The organism is Pseudanabaena minima str. Chao 2107 (assembly GCF_051131155.1).
Classification (GTDB): Bacteria; Cyanobacteriota; Cyanobacteriia; order Pseudanabaenales; family Pseudanabaenaceae; genus Pseudanabaena; species Pseudanabaena minima.
Genome location: NZ_CP159508.1, coordinates 3,123,392 through 3,146,500 on the forward strand (window position 1 = coordinate 3,123,392; position 23,109 = coordinate 3,146,500).

At 42.8% G+C, this 23,109-nt stretch carries 32 protein-coding genes; 25 read left to right on the plus strand and 7 right to left on the minus strand.

Features of this window, described 5'->3' with window-relative positions; translation table 11 throughout:
• The first annotated feature begins 1 nt into the window (after position 1).
• From ABM313_RS14195 to ABM313_RS14230, 8 genes are all read left to right on the plus strand, one after another.
• The gene (locus ABM313_RS14195) at positions 2-733 is read left to right on the plus strand and encodes an HNH endonuclease (protein WP_434683843.1); all 732 of its coding nucleotides are present in this window, start codon (positions 2-4) and stop codon (positions 731-733) included.
• A 190-nt stretch (positions 734-923) separates the two neighbouring features.
• Positions 924-1,583 (plus strand): HAD hydrolase-like protein, encoded by a 660-nt coding sequence (locus ABM313_RS14200; RefSeq protein WP_434683844.1) that lies wholly within the window; start codon positions 924-926, stop codon positions 1,581-1,583.
• Positions 1,584-1,613: 30 nt separating this feature from the next.
• Positions 1,614-2,150, plus strand: coding sequence for a hypothetical protein (locus ABM313_RS14205; RefSeq protein ID WP_434683845.1), 537 nt, complete (start codon positions 1,614-1,616; stop codon positions 2,148-2,150).
• Positions 2,151-2,232: 82 nt separating this feature from the next.
• On the plus strand, positions 2,233-2,367 hold the full coding sequence (locus ABM313_RS14210) for a hypothetical protein (protein ID WP_434683846.1): 135 nt from the start codon (positions 2,233-2,235) through the stop codon (positions 2,365-2,367).
• Positions 2,368-2,525: 158 nt separating this feature from the next.
• Positions 2,526-2,780, plus strand: coding sequence for a hypothetical protein (locus ABM313_RS14215; protein ID WP_434683847.1), 255 nt, complete (start codon positions 2,526-2,528; stop codon positions 2,778-2,780).
• A complete protein-coding gene (locus ABM313_RS14220) occupies positions 2,777-3,121 on the plus strand; it encodes a type II toxin-antitoxin system RelE/ParE family toxin (protein WP_434683848.1) in 345 nt (114 codons plus the stop codon). Before ABM313_RS14215 ends, ABM313_RS14220 begins: the two co-directional genes overlap by 4 nt.
• Positions 3,122-3,241: 120 nt before the next feature.
• Entirely contained in the window at positions 3,242-3,490 is a 249-nt protein-coding gene (locus ABM313_RS14225; RefSeq protein ID WP_190581826.1) for a type II toxin-antitoxin system Phd/YefM family antitoxin, read from the plus strand.
• Positions 3,483-3,752: a type II toxin-antitoxin system RelE family toxin gene (locus ABM313_RS14230; RefSeq protein WP_434683849.1), complete on the plus strand. Its 270-nt coding sequence runs from the start codon at positions 3,483-3,485 to the stop codon at positions 3,750-3,752. Before ABM313_RS14225 ends, ABM313_RS14230 begins: the two co-directional genes overlap by 8 nt.
• Here ABM313_RS14230 and ABM313_RS14235 read toward each other — a convergent pair.
• Positions 3,736-3,978 (minus strand): hypothetical protein, encoded by a 243-nt coding sequence (locus ABM313_RS14235; protein WP_434683850.1) that lies wholly within the window; start codon positions 3,976-3,978, stop codon positions 3,736-3,738. The two genes, ABM313_RS14230 and ABM313_RS14235, sit on opposite strands and share 17 nt — an antisense overlap.
• A gap of 42 nt (positions 3,979-4,020) precedes the next feature.
• Between ABM313_RS14235 and ABM313_RS14240 the strand changes: the two genes are divergently transcribed.
• The 5 genes from ABM313_RS14240 (at position 4,021) to ABM313_RS14260 (ending at position 8,366) form a co-directional block, all read left to right on the plus strand.
• Entirely contained in the window at positions 4,021-4,236 is a 216-nt protein-coding gene (locus tag ABM313_RS14240) for a hypothetical protein (protein ID WP_434683851.1), read from the plus strand.
• A 3-nt stretch (positions 4,237-4,239) separates the two neighbouring features.
• Positions 4,240-4,644, plus strand: a complete 405-nt coding sequence (locus tag ABM313_RS14245; RefSeq protein ID WP_434683852.1) for a hypothetical protein — start codon at positions 4,240-4,242, stop codon at positions 4,642-4,644.
• Positions 4,645-4,780: 136 nt separating this feature from the next.
• Positions 4,781-6,118, plus strand: coding sequence for an FAD-binding oxidoreductase (locus ABM313_RS14250; protein WP_434683853.1), 1,338 nt, complete (start codon positions 4,781-4,783; stop codon positions 6,116-6,118).
• Positions 6,119-6,205: 87 nt separating this feature from the next.
• Positions 6,206-7,642, plus strand: coding sequence for a Rieske 2Fe-2S domain-containing protein (locus ABM313_RS14255; protein WP_434683854.1), 1,437 nt, complete (start codon positions 6,206-6,208; stop codon positions 7,640-7,642).
• Between the two features lie 169 nt (positions 7,643-7,811).
• Positions 7,812-8,366 carry a glutathione S-transferase family protein gene (locus tag ABM313_RS14260; protein ID WP_434683855.1) on the plus strand — a complete coding sequence of 185 codons (555 nt, stop codon included), beginning with the start codon at positions 7,812-7,814 and terminating at the stop codon, positions 8,364-8,366.
• Positions 8,367-8,408: 42 nt separating this feature from the next.
• Here the strand turns inward: ABM313_RS14260 and ABM313_RS14265 are convergent, their stop codons facing one another.
• The 4 genes from ABM313_RS14265 to psbE form a co-directional block, all read right to left on the minus strand.
• Entirely contained in the window at positions 8,409-8,528 is a 120-nt protein-coding gene (locus ABM313_RS14265; RefSeq protein WP_009625496.1) for a photosystem II reaction center protein J, read from the minus strand.
• Positions 8,529-8,639: 111 nt separating this feature from the next.
• Positions 8,640-8,756 (minus strand): photosystem II reaction center protein L, encoded by a 117-nt coding sequence (locus ABM313_RS14270; RefSeq protein ID WP_071590099.1) that lies wholly within the window; start codon positions 8,754-8,756, stop codon positions 8,640-8,642.
• Between the two features lie 81 nt (positions 8,757-8,837).
• A complete protein-coding gene (psbF, locus tag ABM313_RS14275) occupies positions 8,838-8,972 on the minus strand; it encodes a cytochrome b559 subunit beta (RefSeq protein ID WP_094534729.1) in 135 nt (44 codons plus the stop codon).
• Positions 8,973-9,078: 106 nt separating this feature from the next.
• The gene (gene psbE / locus ABM313_RS14280; RefSeq protein WP_094534731.1) at positions 9,079-9,321 is read right to left on the minus strand and encodes a cytochrome b559 subunit alpha; all 243 of its coding nucleotides are present in this window, start codon (positions 9,319-9,321) and stop codon (positions 9,079-9,081) included.
• Between the two features lie 221 nt (positions 9,322-9,542).
• Between psbE and ABM313_RS14285 the strand changes: the two genes are divergently transcribed.
• The 6 genes from ABM313_RS14285 (at position 9,543) to ABM313_RS14310 (ending at position 14,220) form a co-directional block, all read left to right on the plus strand.
• A complete protein-coding gene (locus ABM313_RS14285) occupies positions 9,543-10,214 on the plus strand; it encodes a Uma2 family endonuclease (RefSeq protein ID WP_434688482.1) in 672 nt (223 codons plus the stop codon).
• A gap of 9 nt (positions 10,215-10,223) precedes the next feature.
• Positions 10,224-11,450 (plus strand): GNAT family N-acetyltransferase, encoded by a 1,227-nt coding sequence (locus ABM313_RS14290; protein ID WP_434683856.1) that lies wholly within the window; start codon positions 10,224-10,226, stop codon positions 11,448-11,450.
• A 52-nt stretch (positions 11,451-11,502) separates the two neighbouring features.
• Positions 11,503-11,892, plus strand: coding sequence for a Fur family transcriptional regulator (locus tag ABM313_RS14295; RefSeq protein ID WP_434683857.1), 390 nt, complete (start codon positions 11,503-11,505; stop codon positions 11,890-11,892).
• A 5-nt stretch (positions 11,893-11,897) separates the two neighbouring features.
• Positions 11,898-12,683, plus strand: coding sequence for a GGDEF domain-containing protein (locus tag ABM313_RS14300; protein WP_434683858.1), 786 nt, complete (start codon positions 11,898-11,900; stop codon positions 12,681-12,683).
• A 37-nt stretch (positions 12,684-12,720) separates the two neighbouring features.
• Complete coding sequence (locus ABM313_RS14305; RefSeq protein ID WP_434683859.1) at positions 12,721-13,260, plus strand: DJ-1 family glyoxalase III; 540 nt, start codon at positions 12,721-12,723, stop codon at positions 13,258-13,260.
• A 144-nt stretch (positions 13,261-13,404) separates the two neighbouring features.
• Positions 13,405-14,220 (plus strand): CHASE2 domain-containing protein, encoded by an 816-nt coding sequence (locus tag ABM313_RS14310; protein WP_434683860.1) that lies wholly within the window; start codon positions 13,405-13,407, stop codon positions 14,218-14,220.
• Here ABM313_RS14310 and ABM313_RS14315 read toward each other — a convergent pair.
• Together ABM313_RS14315 and ABM313_RS14320 are read right to left on the minus strand one after the other, a co-directional pair.
• The gene (locus ABM313_RS14315; protein WP_434683804.1) at positions 14,197-14,766 is read right to left on the minus strand and encodes an IS630 family transposase; all 570 of its coding nucleotides are present in this window, start codon (positions 14,764-14,766) and stop codon (positions 14,197-14,199) included. The genes ABM313_RS14310 and ABM313_RS14315 overlap by 24 nt on opposite strands.
• Before the next feature lie 2 nt (positions 14,767-14,768).
• A complete protein-coding gene (locus ABM313_RS14320; RefSeq protein WP_434683803.1) occupies positions 14,769-15,269 on the minus strand; it encodes a helix-turn-helix domain-containing protein in 501 nt (166 codons plus the stop codon).
• 52 nt (positions 15,270-15,321) lie between these two features.
• On the opposite strand from ABM313_RS14320, the gene ABM313_RS14325 reads away from it, so the two are divergent.
• From ABM313_RS14325 to ABM313_RS14350, 6 genes are all read left to right on the plus strand, one after another.
• Entirely contained in the window at positions 15,322-16,533 is a 1,212-nt protein-coding gene (locus ABM313_RS14325) for an adenylate/guanylate cyclase domain-containing protein (protein WP_434683862.1), read from the plus strand.
• 82 nt (positions 16,534-16,615) lie between these two features.
• Entirely contained in the window at positions 16,616-17,284 is a 669-nt protein-coding gene (locus ABM313_RS14330) for a DUF928 domain-containing protein (RefSeq protein WP_434683863.1), read from the plus strand.
• A gap of 4 nt (positions 17,285-17,288) precedes the next feature.
• Positions 17,289-18,137 carry an Rpn family recombination-promoting nuclease/putative transposase gene (locus ABM313_RS14335; protein ID WP_434683864.1) on the plus strand — a complete coding sequence of 283 codons (849 nt, stop codon included), beginning with the start codon at positions 17,289-17,291 and terminating at the stop codon, positions 18,135-18,137.
• Positions 18,138-18,387: 250 nt separating this feature from the next.
• A complete protein-coding gene (locus tag ABM313_RS14340) occupies positions 18,388-18,681 on the plus strand; it encodes a hypothetical protein (RefSeq protein WP_434683865.1) in 294 nt (97 codons plus the stop codon).
• Positions 18,678-19,115 (plus strand): type II toxin-antitoxin system VapC family toxin, encoded by a 438-nt coding sequence (locus tag ABM313_RS14345; RefSeq protein WP_434683866.1) that lies wholly within the window; start codon positions 18,678-18,680, stop codon positions 19,113-19,115. The genes ABM313_RS14340 and ABM313_RS14345 overlap by 4 nt, the downstream gene beginning before the upstream one ends.
• A gap of 196 nt (positions 19,116-19,311) precedes the next feature.
• A complete protein-coding gene (locus ABM313_RS14350) occupies positions 19,312-23,106 on the plus strand; it encodes a tetratricopeptide repeat protein (RefSeq protein WP_434683868.1) in 3,795 nt (1,264 codons plus the stop codon).
• Positions 23,107-23,109 lie beyond the last annotated feature (3 nt).

The window sequence follows — 23,109 nt, forward strand, 5'->3', positions numbered from 1 at the left end:
AATGGATATCTCTCAGTCATTACCCGATGATTTTTTACAGCTTTGTCAGTCTGTGACTGCGAAAAGACCGAAAGCGGTAATTGATCACATTCTCCAATATGGTTTTATTACGACTGAAGATTTGAAGGAAACCTATGGTTATAATCATCCGCCGAGAGCTGCTAGGGATGTACGCGAGCATGGTATTCCCTTAGAAACTTTTCGGGTGCTTGGAAGCGATGGCAGAAAAATTGCTGCCTATAGATTTGGAGATATTAGCAAGACAAGATTTTCGAGGTTGTCTGGTCGCACAGGTTTATCGAAACAGATTAAGGATGAGTTGGTTAAGAAGTATGGTTGTCGCTGTTTTATCTATTTAGAGGAGGTAGATGAGCGGGAGTTACAAATCGATCATCGTGTCCCTTTTGAGGTTGATGGTGAACCAGATTTAGCGCCTGAAAACTTTATGCTTTTATGTGGTTCGGCAAATCGAGCTAAGTCTTGGGCTTGTGAGTATTGCCAAAATTGGATTGAGCTTAAGGATAAGTCTATTTGTTTGTCATGTTACTGGGCATATCCAGAAAATCATCTACATATTGCAATGCGACAGGTGAGACGAGTTGATCTTTTGTGGGAGGGTGATAAGGTGGCTGTGTATGAGGCGTTAAAGCAAATAGCAATTAGTTTAGGTAAAGAAATGTCTGAGTTTGTTAAGGAAATTATTGAGCGAGAAATTAGTTATGATAAAGATTAGGTAATTGGCAAATACTGACACCATTGATATCGTCTTTTCTCAAAATCCATTTTAGAAAGTGTGATATCTAGATAAAAAATGTGGTTTTATCTTATAACTATTTATGAGGTTAGCAACTCTAGAAATTAACTACTATCAATGTTAATCTTTATTTTTAAAGTCGGGCAATTTTTTATATGCAATAAAACAAATGGTTAAAGGAATAATTTTTGATGTTGGTGGAGTTTTAGCACATGACGTTTGGGAAGGTATGCTGCTTAATAAAGACAAAGGGTTGGTTGTAAGATATGGGTTGGATAGTGAACAAGCTTTTCAAATTGGCAAAGAATTATGGGAAGTATTTGCTTATAAGCCTTGTAAAAATCAAGAAAGTTGGATTGATATTGAAAAAGAATATTGGAGTCAGTTTATTAATAGGTGCAATATAGATACTTCTATTGAAGAAATTATTGATTTAACAGATGATTTTATTTTGCCAGTTAAAGGGATGCAAACTCTTTTAGGAACGCTCAAGGCAAATGGTATAGATTTAGCAATATGTTCAAATAACAACGAATTTTGGTTTCATCGCCAAATGACAAAACTTAATTTACAAAATTTTTTTGAACCGAATAAAATAACTATATCTAGTCGTGTTGGTTCATCAAAATCAAGTTCAGATTTTAAAATGTTTCATGCTACGATATCTGCGCTAAATATTGATATATCAGAATGCCTTTTCATTGATGATAGACCTGAAGCTATTATGCAATCTGTAAAATATGGTATTACATCTATATTGTTTCCATCACACGCTGACTTTGGCAGTCAATACCTCTCTTTCATATTGCAAAGAATGCAAGTTATCTAAAGTTATTTTTAGTCCTAAGTTATACCAACTATGAATTCATTAGAAATTATGTTTAAGGAATATGATGCCCTGAGGCAAGAAGTCTTAGCTTCGATGACCAACAGAATTTCTATTTTATCTTTTGGTATAGCTGCCGTCGGAGCTATTTTTACCGCTAGTATTGCAACATACACCAATCAACCTTCTTCCCTATTAATTAGTCTAATTCTTACAGTAATACTCCCATTTATATGCGCATTTATCTTATTTATGTGGCTTGGTGAATACCAGAGAATGCAAAGAGCGGGTAGATTTTTAGTTGAGTTAGAACAAAAAATTAATTTAGAAGCATCTAAAGAAATTCTGACTTGGGAAACTAATTTAAGAAAACAGCGCTCCCATATGAATTATCCCTATAATACAACTGTTTTATTACTTATCGTTATCAGCGGCGCTTCTCAAGTAATTGGATTAACTAATTTGGGTTCTTCTATAAGCATTATTGTAGGATTAGTAATTATAGGGATTATAATTCATATAATTTTGTATTTATATATGGTTTCTTTGATATCAAAATTACAGCAGTAAAATAATCAATCAATAGAATTTTTTTATTTTTGGTGAATAGGCGATCGCTGTTTGGTTATTTGAATGAATAGGTGATCGCTATTTGTGGGGATTGAATAGGCGATCGCTGGTTGGTTTGTTTTTTAGAGAGGCGATCGCTGTTTATGGGAAATGGATAGGCGATCGCTGGTTGGTTTGTTTTTTAGAGAGGCGATCGCTGTTTATGGGAAATGGATAGGCGATCGCTGGTTGGTTTGTTTTTTAGAGAGGCGATCGCTGTTTTTGGGGAATAGATAGGCGATCGCTGTTTTGTAATGTCAATGGTGGGGCGATCGCTGAGATTAATTTTCTAAGGCTATAATTGCTCTAGAAACTTTGTGCTGGAACAGTCATACTATGTCGATAGTTATTACCCTTAACCCAAAATTAGAAGCATTGCTCCATAGTAGAGCCGCCAAACAAGGACAAGACGTTAATTTTATTGCATCAGAATTGTTAGCGAATATCTTAGACTGGGAAGAGAAAGATTCTGAGGAAGCTATCAAGGGCATTCAAGTAGGACTAGATGATTTTAAGGCAGGAAGATATCGATCTTTTCAAGACTTTGCTGAAGAACAACGCCACAAGTACAACCTGCCAGTCAATTCATGAACTACCGTATCGAAATCTCAAGTATTGCTGAAGCTGAAGCTGATAAAGCATTTTTACGACTATCTCAAATTTCTTCTCCTACTAAAGCAAGCCAATGGTATTCAGGGTTATTAGATGTGATTACCTCTTTATCTCAAATGCCTAAGCGTTGTCCATTAGCAAGAGAGAATGAGCATTTTAGCCAAGAACTTCGTCAATTGCTCTATGGTCAAGGACGAAATTCATATCGAGTGATTTTTACTATTTTGGAAGGACAAGAAATTTCCACAGTTCGCATTCTTCATATTCGCCACGCATATCAGCAAACAATTGGTGAAGATCCAGAATTAGATGAAACTTAGGCGATCGCTGTTTATGGGGATGGATAGGTGATCGCTGGTTCATTTATTGAGGAGTAACAATAGCTAAAATAGCCAATATGGTTATAATAGCTAACAACACTGTTAGGAGCTATTACCACCATGAAAACGTTAGGGGCATCAGAAGCAAAAAACCGCTTTGGCGAACTACTGGATCTAGCTCGTAGAGAGCCAGTGCAAATAGCGAAAAAAGGACGCAGTGTCGCCATTATGATGTCAATTGAAGAATTTGAAAGATTTTTGGATTTAGAAAATCAATTTTTGGCTCTAAAAGCAGAGCAAGCCAGACAAGAAGGTTTTATCGGCATTACAGAAAGTGAGGCTTTATTATCAGAGATTCTAAATGCTTAAGATTAACCTGTCTCGACAAGCCGCTAAACGTTTAAAAAAGCTACCTGAAAAGAATGCCAAACAAGTCGCAACCAAAATCACCGAATTAAGCTCAAATCCTTATCCTCAAGATTCTCTCAAGTTAAAAGGTTATCCCTATCACAGATCTGATATTGGTGAATATCGGATAGTTTATTGTGTAGAAGAGCAAACACTAGAAATCTTATTAATTGATAAACGGAACGATGATGAAGTCTATAAACAACTTAAAAGAATGATATAGAAACTATGAGATAAAGAACTTCATCAGGGAGAGATCGATGTTTATGAAGATGGATAGGCGATCGCTGTTTAGTTGATTTTTTTGAGGGGCGATCGCTGTTTATGGGGATGGATAGGCGATCGCTATTTTGTAATTTGATTGGTGGGGCGATCGCATTGTTTTGTTTTTGATGAATAGGCGATCGCTGCTTGGTGAATTGAATGATGGGGCGATCGCATTTGATCAAGTAAGCTAGAAGAACAAGATCTCAGATTATGGAGACACTAACATGACATTAGCCGAAGTAATTCCAGCAGCACGACAACTTAGTGCGATCGAAAAGCTCAAACTAATTCGTGTTCTTGTAGAAGACTTAGATATTGCTGAAGATATTGCACCAATCGAACCATTTAAAACCTATGACCTGCCGACTCCTTACGATATGTTTGGTGCTGGTGCAATTTTAATGGAAGCCCTCAAACAAACAGACACGACTCATCAATAACTTATGAGATTCAAGTACTCCACCAGTAGCCCAAATCAAAACGAATTTGATAGCCTTCCAAGAGTTCCACTAACTCTACAACAAGGCGATCGGATAGTTGAAACAGTTGGTTTAGTAGACAGTGGCGCTACGATTAACGTCTTGCCATATGAAATTGGATTGCAACTGGGTGGTGGCTGGGATGACCGCAAGGCTATCATTCGATTAACAGGTAATCTTGGTAATCAGCAAGCAATACCATTTTCTGTAATCTCTCAGATTGGAGAATTTGAACCAATCAATTTAGTGTTTGCTTGGACAAATAGCCCAAACGCTCCGTTAATTCTTGGTCAAACTAACTTTTTTCTTGAATTTGATGTGTGTTTTTATCGTTCCAAGTCAGAGTTTGAAATTAAACTAAAATCGTAAATAAGGCGATCGCCTTATTTACGATTTTAGCGAATAGGCGATCGCTGTTATTAGTTTGCATGATGGGGCGATCGCTAATGTTGTCTTAGCAAGGCTTTTCAGAACTAGAATAGGATGATAGCGACAGTCGGCAAATATGCAAATATCTTTAGACAATCTGTTAGAAGAATTATCGGGACTTGAAACAATTACCAATCCCACTCAAGTTGCAAAACTTTCAGAGGATTATGCTCACTTTAGTCCAGTTCTTGTTCCATTACTAGCTGGCAAAGTCGGCGATGTCGTAGTCCGTCCTAGCAACGAAAGTGAAGTACTGAGAATCGCTAAAACTTGCGTAAAATACCAAATCCCCTTGACAGTGCGCGGTAGTGGTACAGGCAACTATGGGCAATGTACACCCCTCAAGGGTGGGGTGATTTTAGAAACTTCGCGATTGCAAGAAATCAAATGGATTAGAGCAGGACTTGCTTGCGTAGAAACAGGCGTAAAAATGGTGACCCTTGATAAAAAAGCTCAAGAAATTGGCTGGGAATCGCGGATGGTTCCATCAACGGTGCGAAGTGCGACTGTAGGCGGATTTATCGCAGGTGGTAGTGGCGGGATTGGCTCAGTTTTGTACGGGCAATTGCGCGATCGCGGCAACTTGCGAGCCGTGCGCGTCGTTACTCTCGAAGATGAACCAAGAGTCATTGAACTACGTGGTGATGATGTGCAGAAGGTTGCTCACGCCTATGGCACAAATGGCATCATTACCCAATTGGAAGTTCCATTAGCTCCTGCCTATGGTTGGGCCGAATATGTTGTCAGTTTCGCTGATTTCATGACTGCGGCGAGATTTGGGCAAGCTCTGGGGAATAGTGATGGCATTATCAAAAAGATGATCAGTGTTCATGCTGCACCAATTTCTAATTATTTCACCGCTTTACAGAGTTATATTCCCGCAGATTCTCATTGTGCTTTAGTGCTAGTTGCCGAAAGCGATCGCGAACCATTTAAAAGCCTGATCCAAGAATTTCAGGGTGAGATTTGCTACGAAAAAACTGCTCAGGAAGCAAGTAAAGGGATTAGTCTAGTTGAATTCTCATGGAATCACACTACTTTACATGCTCGCGCTGCCGATACTTCCCTAACTTATCTCCAAAGTCTATTCCTGAACGATCCGCAATTGGCACTTGTGCAGCAAATGCATGAGCATTTCGGTGATGAAGTGATGATGCATTTGGAATTTATCAAGGTAAATGGAGTCGTAATTCCTGCGGCAATTCAAGTGGTGCGCTTTACAACGGGCGATCGTCTGAATGAAATTATTGAATACCATGAGTCGCAGGGGGTATTTATTGCCAATCCCCATACCTATATTCTCGAAGATGGGGGCATGAAAACAGTTGATTACGATCAGCTCAACTTCAAGCGCCAAGTCGATCCCTACGGTTTGATGAATCCCGACAAAATGAAAGGCTGGCAAATTAAATAATCACAGATGACACTTTGCATCACCTGTGAGCAACGATCGCAAGCTAAACTATTTACATAACTTTACAAAGCGAATAGTCCATTAGCTATGACTGCAAACACTTTGCTTAGAGATAATCTCGACAACACGTTTAAATCTGAGACTGATCAGCGATCGCAAGTTTTGCCTGCGGGTGGACAAGATCCCGATCGCTTTGATTGGCAAGAGGTATGGTATCCCGTCTTTTATATTGAAGACCTAGATAAAACTAAACCTACCAAATTTACCTTGCTAGAACGCGATTTGGTGATTTGGTGGGATCGGCACACAAATTCATGGAAAGCCTTTGACGATCGCTGTCCCCATCGGTTAGTCCCTCTATCAGAAGGAAGAATTGCAGAGGACGGCTTATTAGAATGTCCGTATCACGGTTGGGCTTTTAAAGGCGATGGAAACTGCGATCGCATACCTCAACAGCCCGAAGACGGACAAGCTCACACCTCAAAACGTGCTTGTGTAAAGTCATTACCTACCTCTGAGCGTCAAGGCTTACTATTTATTTACGCAGGCAAGCCCGAAAATGCCCCTCAAGTCAAAATTCCAATCATTGAACCTCTGGAAACTGAGACTGAAAAATGGACTCTTTTCGGCACTTTTCGCGACTTGCCCTACGACGCGATCACTCTATTAGAAAATGTTCTTGATGCAAGCCATCTTCCCTTTACGCATCATAAATCTGTCGGTAATCGTGCTAATGCCGCTCCAATGATATTAGAAGTTCTCGAAAGTGATAAGTACGGTTTTACTGGAACTTGGGAAGAAGGTCCAAGACGAGGCAAATTAGGAAGGCAAGACACTACCTTTATCGCACCTTCGTTGATGTGGCATGATCTCACATCTAAGCAATTTGGTCGCACGATCACGGCTGTCTATGCGACACCCACTCGCAAAGGTGAATGTCGCTTGTTTGCGAGATTTCCCTTTCAATTTAATTCCGCAATTCCCAGATTTTTTATTGGTATTACGCCACGTTGGTATTCACATATTGGACAAAATGGAATCTTAGAAGATGACCAGATCTTTCTGCATTATCAAGAGCGTTATTTAGCCCAAGCTCTCACTCAGCCAGAAATTGATGGCAATTATGCTAAGGCATTCTATTTGGCAACAGCCGCCGACACCTATGTTTCGGAATTACGGAAATGGGTAAATCGGTATGAAGCCGATCCCTTTGTCGGAGAAAGATTAGCTGCACCCTTAGCTAAGGAAATTCTCTTAGATCGCTATCACTCTCATACTTCCAAGTGTGCAAGTTGCAGCCAAGCTTTGCGAAATGTCCGCAAAATTAAGGCAATCAGTATGGTGCTTGCGGCGATCGCATGGACAGCCACACCATTACTCAGTTATATTTTTGTCCCAGCTAATTTAACCATGATTTTGCTTGGTTCTAGTACTGCCGTGATCGCGATCGCCATCTGGCTAATTTGTAACAAACTAGAGCGTAAATTTATTTACGGACAAGAAACGCCTTTACGCAATTTATAGATAAAGATAAAGAGCTAGAGCTAAGCAAGCCCGTAAAGTTGCACCCCGTAGGGGCGCAACTTTACGGGCTTGGTAATTTTTTGCACAGGTACATAAAGCGCTTTGCACCTTAATATAAATGAGGTCGCTTAGCGACCTCATTTATCATTTATTGTGTTTAGGAAAAACTATGATCAAGCTCTATGGCGGCGCGAGAAGTCGCGCCTCAATCGTCAGATGGTATCTCGAAGAATTGCAAGCTCCCTATGAGTTTCAATTACTAGATATGAAAGTGGGTGAGCATTTACAGCCTGAATTCTTAGCCATTAATCCCTTTGGTAAAGTCCCTGCGATTGATGATGATGGCTTTATCGTCTGGGAATCAGGGGCGATTATGCTGTATCTGGCTGAAAAATATGACCAATTGAAGACGTTACAAGAAAGAGCGATCGCTGATCAGTGGGTCTTATTTGCTAACTCAACACTAGGAACTGGACTCTTTGTTACCGAAAGTCGTGAGAAAGAAACACCTCGTTTACTGGGCAGCTTAAACAAGGTTCTCGAAAATCAGGCTTATATTACTGGCGAAAACTTCACGGTGTCAGATGTAGCCGTAGGTTCGATTTTGGGCTATGCAGTTATGATGTTGCAAATGTCCTATGCTGACTATCCTACAATCGATGCTTACATGAAACGAATTAGCGATCGTCCCGCTTACAAAAAAGCAATCTTAGGGATCTCATAAAAAAAGAAGGGGCGCAATGCGCCCCTTCTTTTTTATGGAAAGTTAGCTTGCCGAACCAAGTCCAACATAGGAACCATAAAAGAAAAGACCGACAACGACTAGTACACCAGTACCAGCAACTGTAGCAACTAGCCAAAGCGGAATACGTCCATTTTGAAGCATGAATGAAACCTCCAAATAAAAATTGTTTTTATGAAATGAATTGCAAATGAGTTTGAGAATTTAGAGATTATTTAAGAAATAGAATCTCTTCTAACTAATCTCTACACCACACTAGTTAAAGAAATAACTGGAAAAAAGTAGCACAGTTACGAAAATGAGTAATAGTCCCAAGAAGAGAGAAGTACGGTTCAACTCTACAGGTTGGCTGTTAGGATTTTTAGGAGCCATAGGTAGGTAAAAGGAGAAAGGTTAAAGGTATAAGGTAAAAAGTTTTGTTTTTTAAGAAAGCAAAACTAGAATAAATTTCGATTAGCGGCTAATGAATTGCATTGCAGCGATCGCGCCGATGAAGAACACGGTAGGAACGCCTAAACCGTGAACAGCCAGCCAACGGAAAGTAAATACAGGATATTGAATGGGTTGGTTAGGGTTGTTGCTTGCCATAGTTATTAAGTAGTGGATGCGTTGATTGAGTGCGTTAATGGGGAGTCGTTAATTTAGCGCTTGAGTTGATGGCTGCAAAATTAACGAAATATTGTGGATCTAAGCGCTATTTACCCATTTGGATATCTTTGGAGGGATTGTAGCGATCAGTTACCAGAGGAGCGGTCTGACGATCTTGACCGTAGTATTCGTTGGGGCGTGGTGTGCCAAATACGTCATAAGCTAAGCCTGTGCTTACAAATAGCCAACCTGCCAAAAATAAAGCGGGAATTGTAAGGCTGTGGATTAGCCAATAACGAACGCTAGTAATAATGTCGGAAAATGGGCGTTCTCCAGTAGTACCTGCCATAACAGTCCTCTAAATGTGTGATGTTTAAAATCTTTATCTTAAATAATAATTTACTATTGTACATACTTGCGATCGCAGAGCTAAAACAATAGCCTCATCAATCCTAAATATTTTATGAGAGTAAGCCCTGTGGGGGCTTACTCTCATAAAATATTTAGATGATATCAATTACAATCAAAATATCTCAAAACTATCCAATTTCAGTTTGGGAGCCAAACAAAATGGTCAGTCAACTGAGCAAACCTAACCCCAACGAAGTCGAGATTATTTATCCCGAAAGTGATGGCAAACCAATGGCTGACAATACCAAACAGTTTGAACTAATCGTGGAAATTAAGAAAGGCTTAGATTGGCTATACTTCAATAATCCCCAAGTATTTGTAGCAGGGGATCTATTCTGGTATCCTGTCAAAGGGCAGAACACGATAGTTACTGCACCTGATGTAATGGTCGTATTTGGTCGTCCAAAAGGAGATAGGGGATCTTATCGTCAATGGGAAGAGGATAATATTGCGCCTCAAGTCGTTTTCGAGATTCTCTCACCTAGTAATAGCCGTCATGAGATGAGCAAAAAGCTTCTCTTCTTCGATCGCTACAATGTCGAAGAATATTATCTCTATGACCCCGAAACCAATCTACTTGATATTTGGCTCCGCACTAACAATGGATTAGAGCCAATCTTCTCCAATGATGATTGGGTTAGCCCACGCCTCAATGTTCGCTTTGATACATCTACAGGTCATCTACAACTCTATCGTCCTGACGGTACAAAGTTCCAATCCTATATCGAAGTCAATAACTTGTTAGAAGCAACTACAGAGAGACTTAGTGAAGCCGAAGCTATGCTTCAAAAATATCGAGATCGCTTTGGTGATCTCCCAAGCGAAGGCTAGAGCTAAGGAATGAAAATTCGCAAAATCGACAAAAACGATCGCCTTGAAATTCTCAAGGGGGATTTGTATGCCTATTCACGCTGGACTAATCAAGATTTGCCCCGATCGCATTTGACAGCGATCAATCCTGAAGAGGTCTTAGCGGCGGAAATTGATGGGACGATTGTGGCGGCGTTGCAATGTTTTAGCTTTCAGCAGTCAGTGCGCGGTAGCCTCAAAGCGATGGGAGGCATCGGTGGGGTATGGACATATCCTGAATATCGCAATCAAGGCTGTGTCAAGGCTCTGATGAAAAGTGCTTTTTTAGAAATGCGGATGCAAGGGATCTGCGTAAGTATGCTTACGCCCTTTAAAGAAAGTTTTTATGAGTCACTGGGCTATGCGATCGCCAATGCCACCCATGAAGTCAATATTCCTGTCTCGTCTTTATCAAAATATTTAAAACTGCCAAAAGCAGATCACTTAACTTGCGATCGCCTCGCCGCAACTGAAGCAAAGGATATTTTGGCAAATTTCCTCTACGAAAGCCTACGATCGCAAACACTGCTACCCCATAGTCATGGGCTGGCAATTACCAATTTCACCTACGATCAGTGGTGGCATTTGCATCGCCAAAAACTCTGTGTAGTAATCAAACGCGATCGCCAACCCGTAGCCATAGCGATCTACGCAATCGATAGCAGTGGCAATTTGCCAATGCGCGATCGCCAAATCGAAGTTTCGTCAATATTTTGGACAGATATTGAATCACGCGATCGCTTATTCAACTTCTTTGCTAGTCATCGTGATCAGATTCATAGCTTGAAAATGCCAATACCATTGGGCGCAAATGTGCATACATGGTTCAGTAATGCAGGACGTTTAGAATCAACCATGACAGATCCTTGGATGGTCAGAGTGATCGATATTGTCGGAGCTTTGCATGGGTTACCGATCACCTGTGAGCCATTTACCTTTGCCCTCAGTGATCCCTATTGCAATTGGAATGATGGTGTTTTTGGCGTGAATGGCGATCGCGGTCAGCTTACTGTTAAACGCTACGGTAATGGTGATATGGCAAATCTGGCGATAGACTTTCAAGCAACGATCACAGGTATTTCCGCTTTGATTTATGGTACTCAGGCGATCGATGAAATTGTACATCAACAATGGATTAACCAAATCACGCCAGAAACCTGTGAGCGATTAGAAAAATGCTTTACACCATGTCTGATTTATAATCCTTTTAAGTTCTAACCATGCCCAAGAAAAGATCCTGCGGATATTTTCTTGGGTAAATATCAAAAGCATGAAAGTAAAACTCACTCGCAGCCAAGAACGAGTGCTACATCTCCTCCAACATCACGATCGCGCTATATCCGCGCAGGATATTCATTCGGAGTTACGCAATAGTGAAAACAGTGTGGGTCTGGCTACGGTTTATCGCTCTCTAGATACACTTAAACTACAAGGCTTAATCAAAGCATTGACCTTGCCCAATGGCGAAACTGTTTATAGTGTTACTCCCGCCGATAAACACCACCTCAACTGTCTCAATTGTGGTAAATCTTTACCCATTGACTGTTGCCCTATCCACGATCTTGGCAATCAACTAGCCAAAAAGCATACCTTTCAAATTTACTATCACACGCTTGAATTTTTTGGTTTGTGTAGTGAATGTCAACAGGGAACAGATTAGATGTTATGTCTCACAAAAAGATTCAAAGTGGAAATAGTTGGCAAAAAGTCATATTAGGGCTGGGACATTTTCGCGCAGTATTAGCCATCACTTTGTTTTCCATTGTGTTGTCGGTAGTGATCACTTTCGGAATGATGACACTGTTGTGGTGGGAGGGACTGGATATACTATTCAGATCATTGCAGGTTGCTGTCATTGTTCCCGCAGTTGTTGCGCCATTAGCAAGTAACTTTGTTTTCAAACTGTTATTTGAGCTTGAGGATCTACAAAAACAACTTAGAGAAATGGTTAACTGCGATCCCTTAACGAAGGTACATAGTCGTCGATATATTATGGATTGTCTGGAAATTGAATCAACAAGAGCCTTGCGCTCAAATGAGCCAATGTCGTTGATGATGATTGATGCTGATAACTTTAAGTCGATTAATGATTGTTATGGACATGCAACTGGCGATATCGTTCTCCAAGAGATTGCTCAAAAATGTAAATCTACCCTGCGCCCCTATGATGTAATAGCCCGTTTCGGTGGTGAGGAATTTGTGGTACTTTTGCCAAACACGACCTTGCTAGAAGCCTATGATATTGCTGAGCGTATTCGTGAGAATGTGGCTGGGCAGCTTATTGAATCAACTGATGGAACACTGATTAGAGTCACGGTTAGTATAGGCATTAGCCTTTTTACACCGCCAGATCTAAGGTGCATGAACTTACTATCCCACGCAGATCGCGGATTGTATAAGGCTAAGCATAATGGTCGTAATCAATGTGCGATCGCAGGAGACTCAGACTAGTAGCATCTCTAAGCAAATCATAAAATCAATAAATATCATGATCAGAGTTCTTATCCCCCTTTTTGAAGGCTTTGAAGAAATCGAAGCGGTTACGGTTATCGATGTATTGCGTCGTGGGGAGATTGAGGTAGTTACGGCTGGCTTAGTAACGACAACGGTGATGGGTGCTCATGCGATCACCATTATTGCCGATACACTTCTCGATCAAGTTGATGCTAGTCAATTTGATGCGATCGTCCTCGCTGGTGGAGCAGGTACGTTTCAGCTGAGAGAAGATCCACGCATTGCCAAAATGTTAATCGCCCATGCTGCTGCCAATAAATTAGTCGCCGCTATCTGCGCTGCTCCAAGTGTTCTCTCCACCGCAGGTTTACTCAAGGATAAACGCGCCACATCCTATCCATCAGTCAAAGCTCAAATGCAAGTCGCGGAATATTTGACAATTCCTGTGGTCGTTGATGGCAATGTGGCGACCAGTCGAGGACCGGGCACAGCGATGGCGTTTGCGCTGAAGTTAGCGGAGATTTTGCAAGGTGCGGAGATCGCTAATAAACTCGCCACAGATATGATCGTGTAGCATATACAGGGTTTTGTGTTATGAGATTCTATGGGTTTAATTTGTCCTAAGCATTATGGCGATCGCTATAGATACGATAAAACTATTAGAGTTAGGCTTAACTAATCCTGACTCTAATTGAAATTAAGACTTTTATCGGTACTAATGCTAAAGAAGTTTCAAGGGCTTAAATCTCTATTTCCCAAATACCAAATGCCGAATCAATTGCCGAATTTGACAGGATTAAAATTGTCGAGATTTCGGTCGGCATTTGTCAGCAGCGCAATTATTTTGGGGATGCTTTATGGAGTCAGGCAACTTGGGGGACTGCAACAATTGGAGCTACTGTTTTTTGACCAGATGATGCGATCGCGTCCAGACAAAGTAGCCGATCCGCGATTGTTACTGGTCACGATCACCGAAAGCGACATCAAACAATACAAATGGCCCCTAACCGATCGCCTTGTCGCACAGACTTTATCAGAGCTAAATCGACATCAACCCGCCGCGATCGCTGTCGATCTCAACCTTCAGCGCAATATTCCCATTGAGCCAGAACGTAGCGAACTAATAGCTCAATTGCGTCGCCCCAATGTGATTGCCGCAGTGAGCAGTGGCAACAATCAGAACGAGCGCATCGATCCACCCGTTGAGTTACCCAAAGAACAGGTCGGCTTAGTCGATCTACCTGCCGACCCTGATGGATTTATGCGGAGGGTATTGCTATTTACCAATCGCGCTTCTTTATCGATTCAACTGCTCAATGCTTATTTGCGAGCAGACTGTCCCCGCGATCGCCCACAGCGCCAAGATTTAGTTTGTCAAAATCTCAAGCCATCTTTTAATTCCCAAAAAGAATATCAATTAGGAGAAGTGACATTTCCGCTTCTCAAGTCAGATTCTGGAGCTTACCAAACGATTAATAGTGGCGGCTATCAGATTCTGATTAATACCAAATCACAAAAGAGAGGCAACAGATAGAGCATCCAGTATGGAATCTCTACCGACAAGAGAAGCAATTACAGATTTAGTCATTTCGGAGAGACGATTCTTGACCAAAAGCCGCAACTCATCCATATTTTTGGGTAAAGAAAATCTCAACCCTTGCTTCAAATGTAGCCAAACCCGCTCAATTGGGTTTAATTCTGGAGAATGAGCAGGCTGAAATATCAAAATGATATTGTGAGGTAATCGTAAACGCTTAGCCCGATGACAACCAGCCTGATCAACTTGCAAGATAATTATGCTGTCTGCAAATTTCTCTGATACAAGGTCTAGAAATATTTGAAAACAGTCAGTGTTGAGATGACTAAATTCATAGAAAAAGCTTTCTCCCGTCGCAGGTTCGACGATGCCGTATAACCATGTAGCCTGAAACTGCCACTGGACTTTTGCCTTGGGTTTGACCCCACGAGCCGTTATTTTACGACCACTGATGGTTTTCAAACCAATCCTTGTTTCGTCTTGACAAAAGAATCGGACTTTTCCCGTTAATCCCAACACGGTCACGGCATACCATGCCACCATGGCTAGGTTATCCGAGAGTTTTTTTTATATTCCTCGCGTTGCCCTTGGTTTTGACTGGCGCTATAGGGACGGGCTACCTTTGGTTTTGCCTTCATTCGGTAATGCACCAAGTCATGCACATTTTTATAGGTACTTTCGATTCCTAGTTTTTCCTGTAGCCATTGTCGTATCTCTCCGTAGCTATTAAATCCTTTTTCCTGTTGCAGTTGTTTGTCCAGTGCTTTTTGCGCCCAATCTGGGATTTTGGGTATTCTGCCTACTCTTGGTTTATGGCTTAGTATTCCTGCTATTCCTCCCTCTCGATATCCTCTGATCCACTCTTGCACTGTGCTACGGTTTCTCCCGATTAGTTGAGCGGCGGCTTGCACTGTGCCAGCTTGCTTGCTTTTCAGTAAGTACAATACTTGCACTCGTTCTTTATCTGAGCCTGTTTTCTGCCGCCCTAGCATCTCTTTTAGCTCTTCTTCGCTTTCACTTATTTCTAATCTATATACCCCTGCCATTTTGTTATCCTCTTTCTCCTTTTTCTCTTATATCATCTGTTGCCTCTTCTTTGTGTTTTGGTATGACTATCGTGGTTCTTCTCAATCATTGCAGCGAGTGACTCTCTCTCAAGTTCTGCAAAAGGAAGTGAATCCTGATTTGATTAAAGGGAAAATTGTGCTGATTGGTGTAAGTGCGCCCAGCCTCAAGGATGTCTTTTTAACGCCTTATAGTTCGACAGCTAAGGGAACTGTGAGAATGGCAGGAGTGGAAATTCAAGCTCACATTACCAGTCAGTTGCTTGGTGCAATGCTAGATGGCGATCGCCTGTTCTGGTTTTGGGCGGAGTGGCAAGAGCTTTTATGGATGTTAATTTGGGCGATCGCAGGGATTAGCTTAACTTGGCTCATTCGCAAACCGCTTATTTTAATCCTTAGTGAACTTCTAGGTCTATTGATCCTATTGGGATTCAGCTACGGTCTATTTTTGCAACAGGGTTGGATTCCTGTGGTTGCTCCTGCATTAGCGTTTGGGCTAGCGAGCATTACCACCTTAATTGATCGCCAATATCAGCTTCAACAACAGCAACAAATGATGATGCGGCTATTGGGTCAACAGACTTCACCAGAGATTGCCAATGCACTTTGGGAAGGACGCGATCGCCTGTTGCAGTCTGGTCGATTACCTTGGCAAAATGTGACCGCAACGGTTCTATTTACGGATATTCGGAGTTTCAGTACGATTGTGGAAGGGGCAGATCCAGAACGGGTGATGGGTTGGCTCAATGAATATCTGACGGTAATGGCGGATGTGGTGCAGTCGCATCAGGGCGTGGTGAATAAGTTTATTGGCGATAGTGTGATGGCGGTGTTTGGTGTGCCGATCGCCCTTCAGCAACAGGCGGAGATTGCTACGGATGCGCGGCGATCGGTAGCTTGTGCCTTGGCAATGCGATCGGCGCTAAGGTCATTAAATCAGAATTTTGAGCAGAGAGGATTACCCAAAATTGAGATGCGGGTGGGCATTTTTACGGGGGCAGTGATGGTGGGCAGTCTGGGTGGTAAGAGTCGTTTGGAATATGGGGTAATTGGCGATACGGTGAATATTGCCTCACGGTTGGAGTCCTGTGAGAAGGAACGTCAAGATGAAGACTGTCGCATTTTAATCGCACACGAGACGCTGGATTATTTGGAGGAGCTTTATGAGGTGGAAAGTTGGGGAGCGATATTTTTAAAGGGTCGGGTGCAGTCAGTGGAAGTGTATCGCGTAATTGGTTACAGATAGAGGTTATGGCGAAAATTGTATTTCATCGTAAGATCTTGTAAATTACATTGCTTGTTTGTGCTGGATTACACTCCATAAATTCATGAAAATTCTTAGTCAGACTAGGTTTCTTAGGACAATGGTATTGATGGCTTGTGCGATCGCGGCAATGCCAAGCCAGTCACTCACAGCACAAACTATTCCCTCCTACGATCCACCTCCACAAACTGAGCCGACAATACGCGGTAATAATTGCTCTACGGTTGCACCTGAGTTGTTGTCGCCTGTGTCAAAGAAGGTGATCACTACGGCTGCTTATCCAACATTTTTGTTTTTTGTTCCAACTACTACAGCGCGTCAGGTGCAGTTCTCAATACGCGATCGCGATCGTAAGTCGATTTATCGCCAGACTTTTAGTTTGTCTGGTCAGTCGGGGATTTTGCGAGTGGTGCTACCGACTGAACCCAATATTAAAGAGCTTGCGATGGGGCAAAGCTACAAGTGGGAATTTAGTATCATTTGCGATCCTAGGAATCGCCGCATTGATGATTTTGTGGTGGGTGAGTTGCAAAGGGTGGCGCTGGTTGATGCTAAGGTTCCGACTCAGTTGACTCTATGGGAGAGATATAGAGCGTTTGAGTATGATGCTTTGATGGTCTTAGATTTGTTACGCCGAAATAATCCTAAAGATCGCCTAATTCAGTCTGAGTGGGAGGCTTGGTTGGTGCGTCACCAGATGGGTGATGTGAAAGGATTGCCAGCGATTAAATGAAGTCATGATCGACAATATCTGTAAGTTCTTAGCCGAAACCTTCCCCACCGATTTTGCCAGTTGGCTTTTAGGGGAAGCGATCGCCTTGACGACACTCAAACCCTCTGAACTCTCAGTTGAACCGATTCGCGCTGACTCGGTTATTTTTCTCCAGTCATCAAAAATCATTCTCCATATTGAGTTTCAGACCGAAGCGAATAAAAATATTCCTTTCCGTATGGCAGATTATCGACTGCGCCTGTATCGACAATTTGCAGACACAGAAATATATCAAGTCGTCATCTACCTCACCCCCAGTCAATCGCCCCTAGTATATGAAAATACGTTCAGTGCTGGGGAGCTAAATCATAAATTTAATGTGATTAGACTCTGGGAGCAGCCTACGGAGATATTTCAAAAGTATCGCGGACTATTGCCCTTTGCAACGCTGTCACAAACGGACAACCCTGAGGAAACGTTAAGACAAGTTGCTAAGCAAATCGAAAATATTGCTGATAAGCAGGTGCAAAGTAACGTAGCTGCATCGACCGCTATAATATCAGGCATAGCCCTGAGCCAAGAAATCATCCAAAGATTACTAAGGAGCGAAATCATGAAAGAGTCAGTTATTTATCAAGCAATTTTGCGGGAAGGCATGGCTGAAGGTGAAGCTAAAGGCGAAGCTAAAGGTAAGGCTGAAGGCAAAGCTGAAGCTACTAATCAGCTTGCCTTAAATATGCTGCGCTCTAATATTGCTATAGATTTGGTTGTGCAAATTACTGGATTAAGTCTCAAGCAAGTCCAAAAGTTGCAAAAAACCAGCACTAAACCGCCAAAAGCCTCAAAGTCACCAAAGCGATTATCGCCGCGTTAATGTCATAAATTATTGCGCCCCTATAAACACAAATTTGTAGGGGTTTAGCATTTGCGCCAATATTTTTATACTCCCCATCACAATCTTGAAACGCAAATGCTAAACCCTCTATGCTTTCACCGATCGCTTGTCCCTGCGTTGTGAGGTTAGGGCAAAGCATTCCCAAATTAAATTTGCCTGAAAACTTATAGATTTCTGTGGGAATGCTTTGCCCCTACAGAGATCATCTGTGTATTTTAGAGGAGTTAATATGACGCAAATTATTTTAGAAATCGGTCAGCCTGTGGTCATTGAAAAGCTGAGAAGTCTTGCCCAAAAGTATCAGCGAACTTTGGAGGAGCAGATTGTTCTAATTTTAGAAAATGCTGTTACTCCTTTGTCACAAGAACAAAGCACTTTTTTTGCCTTAGATAATGGTCAAGATGGCTTTTGGGACATGACTTTAAGGTTTAGACAGAGGATGCAGCAGGAGGATATTGTGTTCGCCGACGAAGATTTTGCCGATCTACGCGATCGCTCTGTGGGTCGGGAGGTTGAGTTTTGACTTTAAGGTATTTGCTAGACACCAATGTTATTTCGGAGGCAACTCGTCCAATTCCTAATTCTAATATTGTCCGAAAGCTTACTGAGCATCAACGAGAGATAGGGACGGCATCGGTGGTGTTGCATGAGCTTTTATATGGTTGTTTGCGTTTGCCAGAGTCACAAAAACGCCAATTTTTGCTTGAGTATATCAATCAAATTCCTTTTAAAATGCCAATCCTGAGCTATGACCCACAGGCGGCGCAGTGGCACGCGGAGGAGAGGGCTAGGTTGTCAAAGGTTGGTAAAACTCCTGCGTTTGCAGATGGTCAGCTTGCGAGTATTGCTTACATCAATAATTTAGTTTTAGTGACTAATAATGTTTCTGATTTTCAGTTTTTTGATGGCTTAAAGATTGAGAATTGGTTTGTTAATAGCGAGGATAGAGAGTTATGAGTACGATCATAAGGCGATTATCGTAGCTGCATCGACCGCTAAAATTTTAGTAGTTTCAGCATAAGAAATCTGTAAATGCCCAGATCCCCGACTTTTTCTAAGCAAGCAATGACAATTTGCAAATTCACAAAAAAAGTCGGGGATCTTAATCTATAGCTTTAAATCAAATTAACGTTCAATCAATAGAGATGATGAAATGATGCGTAAAGTTGGTGTGGCGGTGAGTCGGGTTGGATTGATTTTGATGTTGGGAATGTTTGGTGTTCCTTTGGTTGCGCCGAGTTTTAGTCAATCAAATTCTGCTGTTTCAGAGCGATCGGCAGCTTTGAAGGAAGCAGATGAACTCAATCAGCAGGTGGTTCAACTCTACAGTCAGAGGAAATATCGAGAGGCTATTGCTATTGCACAACGTGTCCTCGCAATTTCCGAAAAAGTATTAGGAGCCGAGCATCCTGATGTCGCCCAAAGCCTCAATAATCTTGCCGTGTTGTATGAGTTACAAGGGAACTACCCATCCGCCGAACCACTTTATAAACGTTCCCTCGCGATTCGCGAAAAAGTATTAGGATCTGAGCATCCCGATGTTGCCATTAGCCTCAATAATCTTGCAGAGCTGTATCGCGCCCAAGGAAACTATCCAGCCGCCGAACCTCTTTTCAAGCGTTCCCTCGCGATTCAAGAAAAAGCATTAGGAGTAGAGCATCTTGATGTCGCCACTAGCCTTAATAATCTTGCATTGTTGTATGAGTTACAAGGGAACTACCCCGCCGCCGAACCACTTTATAAACATTCCCTCGCGATTCGCGAAAAAGTATTAGGATCTGAGCATCCCGATGTTGCCATTAGCCTCAATAATCTTGCAGAGCTGTATCGCGCCCAAGGAAACTATCCAGCCGCCGAACCTCTTTTCAAGCGTTCCCTCGCGATTCAAGAAAAAGCATTAGGAGTAGAGCATCTTGATGTCGCCACTAGCCTTAATAATCTTGCATTGTTGTATGAGTTACAAGGGAACTACCCCGCCGCCGAACCACTTTATAAACATTCCCTCGCGATTCGCGAAAAAGTATTAGGATCTGAGCATCTTGATGTCGCCACTAGCCTCAATAATCTTGCAGGGTTGTATCAGTTACAAGGAAACTACCCAGCCGCCGAACCTCTTTTCAAGCGTTCCCTCGCGATTCAAGAAAAAGCATTAGGAGTAGAGCATCTTGATGTCGCCACTAGCCTTAATAATCTTGCATTGTTGTATGAATTACAAGGGAACTACCCCGCCGCTGAACCACTTTTTAAGCGTTCCCTCGCGATTCGAGAAAAAGCATTAGGAACCAAGCATCCCTCTATCGCCAATAGCCTCAATAATCTTGCAGGGTTGTATAGCGCCCAAGGGAACTACCCAGCCGCCGAACCACTTTATAAACGTTCCCTCGCGATTAGTGAAAAAGCATTAGGAACTGAGCACCCCTCTGTCGCCAATAGCCTCAATAATCTTGCAGGGTTGTATAGGTTACAGGGGAACTACCCAGCCGCCGAACCACTTTATAAACGTTCCCTCGCGATTCAAGAAAAAGCATTAGGAGTAGAGCATCTTGATGTCGCCACTAGCCTCAGTAATTTTGCAGGGTTGTATTATTTACAGGGAAATTATCCAGCCGCTGAACCACTTCTTAAGCGTTCCCTCGCGATTCGAGAAAAAGCATTAGGAACCAAGCATCCCTCTGTCGCCACTAGCCTCAATAATCTCGCAGTTTTGTATGTAGCACAGGGAAATTATCCAGCCGCTGAACCACTTCTTAAGCGTTCCCTCGCGATTCGAGAAAAAGCATTAGGAGCAGAGCATCCCGATGTTGCATCTAGCCTCAATGGTCTCGCATTTTTGGATAAATCACAGGGGAACTACCCCGCCGCCGAACCACTTTATAAACGCTCTATCGCGATCTACGAAAAAGCCCTAGGATCAAACCATCCCGAAGTCGCCTCTGGTCTTCATAATCTCGCAATGTTGTATGTTGAACAAGGAAACTACTCAGATGCCGAATCACTTTTTAAACGCTCCCTCGCGATCTATGAAGTTTATAAAGTATTTGGAGATGAGCTTCCTAATATTTCCTACACCCTCAATGGTCTCGCAAAATTGTATTGGTTACAAGGAAACTACCCAGCCGCCGAATCACTTTTTAAACGCTCCTTGGTGATTCGAGAAAAAGCATTAGGAGCAGAGCATCCCGATGTTGCCACTAGCCTTAGTGGTCTCGCGGTGATGTATTGGTTACAAGGGGATATCGATCGCGCCATCACATTCCTCCAAAAAGGACTTGAAGTTCAAGAACATAACTTAAAACTCAATCTAGCGTCTGGCACTGAAACCCAAAAACAGGCTTACATGCAAACCGTTTTAGGAACAACCGAGTCCACCGTTTCCCTCCACGTCCAATCCGCCCCCACAAACCCCGCAGCCATTCGCCTTGCACTAACTGCCATCTTGCAACGCAAAGGTCGTCTCCTCGACATCCTATCGACCAACATGCACACCCTGCGCCAATACATCACCCCCGACATCCAACCACAATTTGACCAATGGCTCACCCTCAAAAGCCAACTCGCCAACCTTGCCCTCAAAAACACCCCCATCGACAAATATCGCACCCTCCAACAACAAGCCGAAGCACTAGAATCCAACCTCAACCGCCGCAGTGCCGAACTGCAAACAATCAACGAAACCGTCACGATCGCCGCCGTCCAAAAACAAATCCCCACCAATGCCGTCCTGATTGAATTCTTTCGCTACGATCCATTCAATTCTAAAGCCGCACTGAATAAAGACAAATGGGGCAAGCCTCGCTATGTTGCCTATATCCTCCAAAACCAAGGAGAACCCAAATGGGTAGACCTCGGTGACGCGGCAACCTTAGAGCCATCAATTCAAACATTTCGCCAAGCCATCAGCCGCCCACCCACAAACCCCGATCGCGAAGTCGATCCGCAATTAACCGTAGCCGAAGTCAAACAAACTGCCCGTGAACTTGACCAAAAGCTGATGCAACCGATCCGCCCATTGCTAGGCAACGCCCGTCATCTGCTGATTTCCCCCGATAGCGATCTCAACCTCATCCCCTTCGCCGCCCTCGTCGATCAGCAAAATCGCTTCCTCCTCGAAACCTACGACATCACCTATCTCTCATCAGGACGTGACTTGCTCCGCCCCAAACGCACAGACATCAATCTCACAAATCCTGTACTCTTCTCCGATCCTGACTATGGCAAACCCTCAGACAAAATGATCGCCACCATCGGTCGCAACCCTTGCTCAGTTCAAATAGCTTCTAGAGGTGAAGAAATAACTTCCCTCGCTAATCAAATATTCTGTCAACTTCCCAACGTCGCCGCCGAAACTAGCGCTATTCAGAACCTCTTGCCACAGGCGCAATTATTGAGCCAAGCCCAAGCCACCAAATCTGCCGCCAAAAAACTTCGCAACCCTAGCATTCTCCACTTTGCCACCCACGGCTTCTTCCTACCCGATCCACCCAACGCCAACCCCGACACCCCGATCCGCCAAAATCCCCTCTCGCAATCTGCTCTCGTTCTCGCCAACTTCAACCAGCGCCAATCCTGCGGCGATGATCCCAACTGCAACGGCGTACTCACCGCCCAAGATGTAACTACTATTGACCTCAGAGGAACCAAACTCGTATTTCTCTCCGCCTGTGAGACAGGGCTAGGCAAAATCACCAACGGCGAAGGCGTATATGGATTGCGTCGCGCCTTTACCCTCGCAGGAGCCGAGAGCCAAGTGATGAGCCTCTGGAAAGTCAACGACCAAGTTACAAGAGAGTTAGTCGAGAGCTATTACCAAAATCTCAAGGCAAATCAAGGGCGCAGTCAGTCCCTCAAAACAATTCAGCTAGATTTGCTCAAAAAATATGGCTATCCCTACTATTGGGCCGCCTTTATCCCCTCTGGCAATTGGTCAGCAATGCCCGAAGTTTTTTGAAAT